The sequence below is a fragment of the Mesorhizobium sp. M1A.F.Ca.IN.022.07.1.1 genome (assembly GCF_003997575.1).
Classification (GTDB): Bacteria; Pseudomonadota; Alphaproteobacteria; order Rhizobiales; family Rhizobiaceae; genus Mesorhizobium.
On sequence record NZ_RZST01000380.1, the window covers coordinates 1 to 5,196 of the forward strand.

Sequence of the window (5,196 nt, forward strand, 5' to 3'; positions counted from 1 at the left end):
GGCGCTGATGCGCATCCACGATCTCGTCTTCGCCTTCCCGGCACTACTGTCGGCGATCATGATCACCGCCATCTTCGGGCCGGGCGCCGTCAACGCCATCATCGCCATTGGCATCTTCAACATCCCGGTCTTCGCGCGCGTCGCCCGCGCCGGCGCCTTGGCGATCTGGCCGCGCGAATTCATCCTCGCCGCGCGCGCTGCCGGCAAGGGCATGACGCAGATTTCTGTCGAGCACATCCTGCCCAACATCGCGACGCTGCTGCTGGTACAGGGCACGATCCAGTTTGCGCTGGGCATCCTCGCCGAAGCGGGGCTTTCCTATGTGGGCCTGGGCGCGCAGCCGCCAATGCCGAGCTGGGGCCGCATGCTGTTCGACGCGCAGACGCGGATGGTGACGGCGCCGTGGATGGCAATCTTTCCCGGCATGGCGATCATCGTGACCGTGCTTGGGCTCAACCTGCTCGGCGACGGCATCGCCGACATCCTCGATCCGAAATCGCGGCGGCGGCGATGAGCCTGCTCCAGATCGAGAACCTGTCGCTTGTCATCGGCGGAACGCGGATCCTGAAGCAGGTCGAGCTTGCGATTGCGCCTGGCGAGGTGGTCGGCCTGGTCGGCGAATCCGGTTCCGGGAAATCGATGACGGCGCTGACGATCATGAGCCTGCTGCCGCATCTAGCTCAAACCAGCGGACGCGTCACTTTCGACGGCATCGACCTCCTTGCAGCGAGCGAGGACCAGATGTGCGCGCTGCGCGGCGACGACATCGGCATGGTTTTCCAGGAGCCGATGACGGCGCTCAATCCAGTCAAGACCATCGGCGAGCAGGTGGCCGAGGGCATTCGCTGGCACACCAGGGCGGGCCGCGCCGAGGCCGAGGATCGCGCGCGAAAAATGCTCGACCGTGTCGGCCTGCCGGAAGCCAAGTTCCCACTGTCGCGCTACCCGCATGAGCTCTCCGGCGGGCAGCGCCAGCGCGTCGTCATCGCCATCGCCTGCGCGCTGAAGCCAAAATTGCTGATTGCCGACGAGCCGACCACGGCGCTCGATGTGGTGCTGCAGGCGCAGATCCTCGACCTGCTGCGCGATCTGGTCAGCGAAAACCGCATGGGCCTGCTGCTCATCTCGCACGACCTTGCGGTAGTGACCGAGATGGCCGACCGCCTGACCATCCTGCGCGGTGGCGAAGTGATGGAAGCCGGCGACACCGCGCGCACGCTGTCGGCACAACACCACCCCTACACGCGCGAGCTGGCGCTGGCTTCCATGCATGTGCCGGCGCGGCCCAAAAAACACCTTGCCGGTTCGGCAAAGCCGCTGCTCGAAGTCGAAGGCCTGAGCCGCGACTATCCGGGTCGGCGCAAATCCCTGTTCCGGGCGGCAGAGCCGATCCGCGCCGTCGACGATGTATCGCTAACCATCGAGCCGGCCCAGTCGGTAGCCCTCGTTGGCCGTTCCGGCTGCGGCAAATCCACGCTCGCCCGCATGATCCTGGCATTGGACAAGTCAACGGCGGGCTCAATCCGCTTTCGCGGCCAGACCATCACCGGCAAACCAGAGGCCGAGCTGAAGCCGGCCAGGCGCGACATGCAGGTGGTCTTCCAGGACCCTTACGGCTCCTTCGATCCACGCCAGAAGGTCGAGAAGCTGGTCGCCGAGCCGTTGCATCTCCTGGAGACCCAGCCGTTGAAAGCCGAGCGGCGCGAGATGGTCGCGCATGCGCTGCATGAGGTCGGACTCGGCCCGCGCGACATGGACAAATACCCGCATGAATTCTCGGGCGGCCAGCGCCAGCGCCTGTCGATCGCCCGCGCCATCATCACCCGCCCGAAACTGGTCGTCGCCGACGAGCCGGTCTCGGCGCTGGATGTGTCGATCCGCGCCCAGATCCTCGACCTCTTCGCCGAGCTTAACCAGAAGCTCGGCATCGCCTATCTGTTCATCACCCATGACCTGACGGTTGCCCGCGCCATGTCGGACGAGGTGCTGGTCATGCATGAGGGCAAGATAGTCGAGCGCGGCAGGACGGCCGATGTGCTCGACAGCCCGCGCTCGGAAGCCGCGCAGGCGCTGGTCGCGGCGGCGCCGGACCTTCACCGTGCGATCGCGCGACGCATGCAGGAACAAGGGTAAGCGGCGAGCCCGAGCTCAGCCCTCCGGTTTGACCAAATCCACCGGGCTGATGTCGAGTAGGTCGAGCGTGCGACGCAGCAGCTTCACCTCGCTCTCGGCAAGCTTGGAATCCGCCTTCGCGATCTCGGCCATGTGACGCGCAAGCAGCTTTCGCCGCTCGACATCGAGGTCGCGGAACAGCGCGATCGCTTGTGAGCCGTTGGTCTCGTAGCCGTAGTCGTTGAGATATTCGACGACGCTGTCGATCGAGGCTTCGGGAATGCCGAAGGCTTCCTTGCAGATGTGCCGGAAGGCGACCATCTCGCTCTCCGACACCGCGCCGTCGGCCAGGATCATCCGGAACAGCATCAGAAGCTCGGCCGACAGCACCGGATCGTCCGCTACCTTGCGCACGCCGGGGTCGCCGTCGAAGATCGAGCGTATCTGGTCGAGCAGCGCCATCGCCGTAAGCCTCCCCTTGCAATTCCGTTGAAATTGTTAGCGTGGAATCGGTCTTGCGCAAACTGTGTAAGCATGATGGAAGCAGCCGTCCCCCACCTTGACCCACAGCCCGATGATCGACCTTACCTTGCAGACTGTCTTCATGCTCACCGCTGCCGCCTTCGCGGCGGGCTTCGTCGATTCGATCGCCGGCGGCGGCGGCCTGATCACCATCCCGGCGCTGCTTCTGGCGGGCTTCTCTCCGGTGGCAGCGCTCGGCACCAACAAGCTGCAGGGCATGTTCGGGTCCGGCTCGGCCACGATCCACTATGCCGCGAACGGCCAGGTCGATCTGCGCCGACAATTGCCTTCCGCGCTGCTGGCCCTTGTTGGCGGCGCCATCGGCGCCCTGCTGGCGACGATCGTGCCCGGCGACTTCCTGCGTGCCCTTTTGCCGGTTCTCCTGATCGCGATCGCTCTCTACTTCGCGTTCAAACCCAACATGAACGACGTTGACCGCGCAGAACGTCTGTCGCCGCTCCTCTTCGGCCTAACGATTGTGCCTGCCATCGGCTTGTACGACGGTCTGTTCGGCCCAGGCACGGGCTCGTTCCTTATGCTCGCCTTCGTCAGCCTTGCCGGCTATGGTCTGCTCAAGGCGACCGCGCACACCAAGCTGCTCAATTTCGCCTCCAACATCGGCGGCTTCGTCGTCTTCGCCGCCGTCGGCGTCATCGACTGGAAGATCGGTCTGATGATGGGTGTCGCCCAGTTTCTGGGCGCCCGCCTCGGCGCAGGCCTCGCCATCAAAATCGGCGCAAGTCTGATCAAGCCGCTGCTGGTGATCGTGTGTGTAGCGCTGGCGGTGAAGCTGCTTGCCGACCCGGCCAATCCCCTACGCCAACTCGTTGGTGTGTGACTGTCCTGCTGGTAGAATTCGGGTGTTGCGAATCATGTTGGAGGGACCAGACATGAATCTTAGTGCGCCCACGCAGATCGTGTTCATTATTTCGTTGGTCATCGCCGCCATCGGCCTTCTCGCCGCTCTCGGCGTTCTTGCGTTCATTCCTCTCGCGTCGGTGTGGATCATGCTCATCGCCTATGTCGTGCTCGCCGGCGGCTGCCTGATGCGCGGCGCCTAAAGCAATCCAGGAAAAGTGTGGAGCAACTCGGAGCGCCCGGCCCTGCCGGGCGCTTTTGATTTTTGCGAGCGTGTTCTGCTAGGCTCGCGGCATGTCCGACGAGACGGAGCGCCATCGGGAGGATATTCGCTCTCCCGCCCTCCATTCCGAGATGGTGCGGCGCAAACCCGCCGCCCCGCTCGCAGGCATCGTCACGGATATCTGCGGCTATCGGGAAATATTGCCCGGCCATTTCCGCATGGTCGAATATGCCTCGCTGACCGTACCCCTGGTGATCAGCTTCGCCGGAGCCTTCGCCATCGGGCTCGGCCGCAGCCCGGGCGACAACGATTGCTACGCCAGCTTCGCCGCCGGTCTCTATGCCGGCCCGGTCATGATCGAATCCTTCGGCGCCGCCTGCTGTGTCCAGGTCAATTTCACGCCGCTCGGCGCCAGGCAATTCTTCGGCCTGCCGATGAGTGAGTTGCGCGACCGCATGGTCGGGTTGGACGATGCGATGGGCTTTCATGGCATCGCGCTGCGCGAACAGCTCGGCGAAGCGTCGGATTGGGACAAGCGCTTCGACATTGCCGAGGGTTTCATCGCAGGCCGCCTCGCGGACGCGCATGCGCTTTCGCCCGAAATCGCCTGGGCCTACCGGACGGTCATCGCATCGGGCGGCCGCACCCGCATTTCGGCGCTCGCCAGCGAGATCGGCTGGAGCCGCAAGCATCTGGCGGCGAAATTCGCCGACGCGACCGGCATCGGCCCGAAGACATTGTCACGCATCGTGCGCTTCAATCGCGCGCTGTCGCTGTCGAAGCGGCAGGACGACAACTGGGCCGGCATTGCCGCCGATTGCGGCTACGCCGACCAGGCGCATCTGGTGCGCGAATTCCGTCAGCTTGCCGGCGAAACGCCGTCCGGGCTCGCCGCGCGGATCTAAGCCTCAGGCGAGGTAATATTTCTTCAAGACGTGGAAACCGCCTTCGCACAGACTGGCATTCATTCAACCGGCACAGGGATATTGTCATGCCAGCAGCAAACGAAGCACCCCGTCTCTATCCAGCCCTGCGATACAGGAACGCCGCTAGGATGATCGACTGGCTCAGCGAGGCCTTCGGCTTCGAACTGCGCGCCCGTTATGGCGATGGCGACATCGTTCACCACGCGGAACTGACCTTTGGGTCCTCGATGATCATGCTGGGCACCGCGCGCGACGACGACTACGGCAAGATGGTCGGCGAGCCCGGCGGTGGCGGCGGCAAGTCCATCTACATCGCCGTCGATGATGCCGATGCCGCCTATGCCAAGGCGAAAAAGGCCGGCGCCAGGATCACCCAGGAACTGGTCGACCGCGACTATGGCAGTCGCGAGTTCATCTGCCTCGACCCCGAAGGCAATGTCTGGTCCTTCGGCACCTACTGGCCGAAGGCGGGCGAGAAGGCGTAGTTGCTATCCGCGCCGGCATTTGCGGCTGGCGAAAACGCCTGAACCTCGTCATCCACGGGCGGAGCGGGAG

At 64.4% G+C, this 5,196-nt stretch carries 7 protein-coding genes; 6 read left to right on the plus strand and 1 reads right to left on the minus strand.

The features are described 5' to 3' along the window. Together EOA75_RS28305 and EOA75_RS28310 are read left to right on the plus strand one after the other, a co-directional pair. Positions 1-514, plus strand: a 514-nt coding sequence (locus EOA75_RS28305) for an ABC transporter permease (protein ID WP_164747611.1), incomplete at its 5' end; no start/stop codon positions are given. After that, positions 511-2,133 carry a dipeptide ABC transporter ATP-binding protein gene (locus tag EOA75_RS28310; protein WP_127325717.1) on the plus strand — a complete coding sequence of 541 codons (1,623 nt, stop codon included), beginning with the start codon at positions 511-513 and terminating at the stop codon, positions 2,131-2,133. The genes EOA75_RS28305 and EOA75_RS28310, both read left to right, overlap by 4 nt. Positions 2,134-2,148: 15 nt before the next feature. On the opposite strand, the gene EOA75_RS28315 is transcribed toward EOA75_RS28310, so the two are convergent. Beyond that, positions 2,149-2,574, minus strand: a complete 426-nt coding sequence (locus EOA75_RS28315) for a TerB family tellurite resistance protein (RefSeq protein WP_066999766.1) — start codon at positions 2,572-2,574, stop codon at positions 2,149-2,151. A 112-nt stretch (positions 2,575-2,686) separates the two neighbouring features. On the opposite strand from EOA75_RS28315, the gene EOA75_RS28320 reads away from it, so the two are divergent. The 4 genes from EOA75_RS28320 to EOA75_RS28335 all read left to right on the plus strand — a co-directional run bounded on the left by EOA75_RS28320 (position 2,687) and on the right by EOA75_RS28335 (position 5,126). Then, complete coding sequence (locus EOA75_RS28320) at positions 2,687-3,472, plus strand: TSUP family transporter (protein WP_127325718.1); 786 nt, start codon at positions 2,687-2,689, stop codon at positions 3,470-3,472. A gap of 52 nt (positions 3,473-3,524) precedes the next feature. Beyond that, positions 3,525-3,695, plus strand: a complete 171-nt coding sequence (locus EOA75_RS28325; RefSeq protein ID WP_127325719.1) for a hypothetical protein — start codon at positions 3,525-3,527, stop codon at positions 3,693-3,695. Between the two features lie 91 nt (positions 3,696-3,786). Beyond that, positions 3,787-4,620, plus strand: coding sequence for a helix-turn-helix transcriptional regulator (locus EOA75_RS28330; RefSeq protein ID WP_127325720.1), 834 nt, complete (start codon positions 3,787-3,789; stop codon positions 4,618-4,620). An 86-nt stretch (positions 4,621-4,706) separates the two neighbouring features. Next, complete coding sequence (locus tag EOA75_RS28335) at positions 4,707-5,126, plus strand: VOC family protein (RefSeq protein ID WP_127325721.1); 420 nt, start codon at positions 4,707-4,709, stop codon at positions 5,124-5,126. The last annotated feature ends 70 nt before the right edge of the window (positions 5,127-5,196 follow it).